This is a genomic window from Corynebacterium sp. HMSC06C06, assembly GCF_001807295.1.
Lineage (GTDB): Bacteria > Actinomycetota > Actinomycetes > Mycobacteriales > Mycobacteriaceae > Corynebacterium > Corynebacterium striatum.
In genome coordinates, this window is the sequence record NZ_KV788454.1 from 1 (window position 1) to 1,096 (window position 1,096).

The following is a 1,096-nucleotide window of genomic DNA, read 5'->3' on the forward strand; positions in this document are numbered from 1 at the left end:
CTCCATAAGCTCGGCAAACTCACGCACCGCAAGCTCGAGCGCGAACAGAAAAAGGGGCGCTAATTCTCCAGATTCGTTAGTCGGATTTCTATTTCAAAGTGTTGCAGACTTCTTTATCCACCCACATAATCACTTTTATGAGAATTAAAACCAGGTCAACTTGTACTGTCGTTGCAACTGTTCTTTCTGCCCTCGCCCTCTCTTGCCCGCTAGCATCTGCTACTTCGACTGAGATATCAGAAGGCGCATCACCTCGGGCTGAGGTGAAGCCTGGAGATAGCTTTACTTTTACGCTTGATGAGGAAACATCGAATGATGGAATATCAACTCGCTCTTTGAATGCAGGTGTATGCACTGGAACATTTGCGAATCCCCAGGTAGAAGCCGGAGGAATTCTCTCTTATGGATTGCATGTCCGGTGTACTGGAACTGGGTTTCTTCCTTTAAGCGCAAAGATCAGACTTCAAGAAGAACATCTCGGATTTGCTTATGAGACCGTAGATGAAACCTCTAAGAATCTTCCTGAGGGTGGCTACGGATTTGTTCGTGGAGAAGCGATCTGTGACCCAACTACTTCAGGGCATGATTATCGAATTGATGGAGAGATTTTTGCAGGAAAGCATCATGACATTGGTATCTCCAAAGAAGTCCATCTTCCATGCAATGTGCACTAATTACTCTGCATAAGCCAGGCTTTTAGTTCCTCCTCTGCACGCTCACAACCACCTGGGTAGTTTTCGTTCAGCTCTTCAGCCACGGAGTCAAAGATTTTCTTAGCGATAGCCTCAGCATGGTCAGGTTGAAGCTGCCCTCTTAAATCATTTAAGGGGGCAGAGAGAGTGACATAAGGACTGGGGCGTAAAGAATAAGACCGCATGTCAGCGGCATATATTCGAGGAGTTGTCCCCAAAAACTGAGATTCAAGGACGACGTTTCCGAACACTAATGACGATAGGTTTTTCTCTTCCATAGTCGGCAGTTTACGGAAAATAAGGTGTGTTAACTGCCGACTTATTCAACTATGGAAACTCGGCAGAGAATTAGGCAATCGCTTAATGTCGCCGCTTTTTCTTTGCCCTACGGGCGGCACGATTCA

At 46.2% G+C, this 1,096-nt stretch carries 2 protein-coding genes; one reads left to right on the forward strand and one right to left on the reverse strand.

Going from position 1 to position 1,096, the window contains the following annotated elements; genetic code table 11:
- The first annotated feature begins 137 nt into the window (after positions 1 to 137).
- Positions 138 to 674: a hypothetical protein gene (locus tag HMPREF3153_RS12925; protein ID WP_008490166.1), complete on the forward strand. Its 537-nt coding sequence runs from the start codon at positions 138 to 140 to the stop codon at positions 672 to 674.
- On the opposite strand, the gene HMPREF3153_RS12280 is transcribed toward HMPREF3153_RS12925, so the two are convergent.
- Entirely contained in the window at positions 671 to 970 is a 300-nt protein-coding gene (locus HMPREF3153_RS12280; protein ID WP_008490165.1) for a hypothetical protein, read from the reverse strand. The genes HMPREF3153_RS12925 and HMPREF3153_RS12280 overlap by 4 nt on opposite strands.
- Between the last annotated feature and the right edge of the window lie 126 nt (positions 971 to 1,096).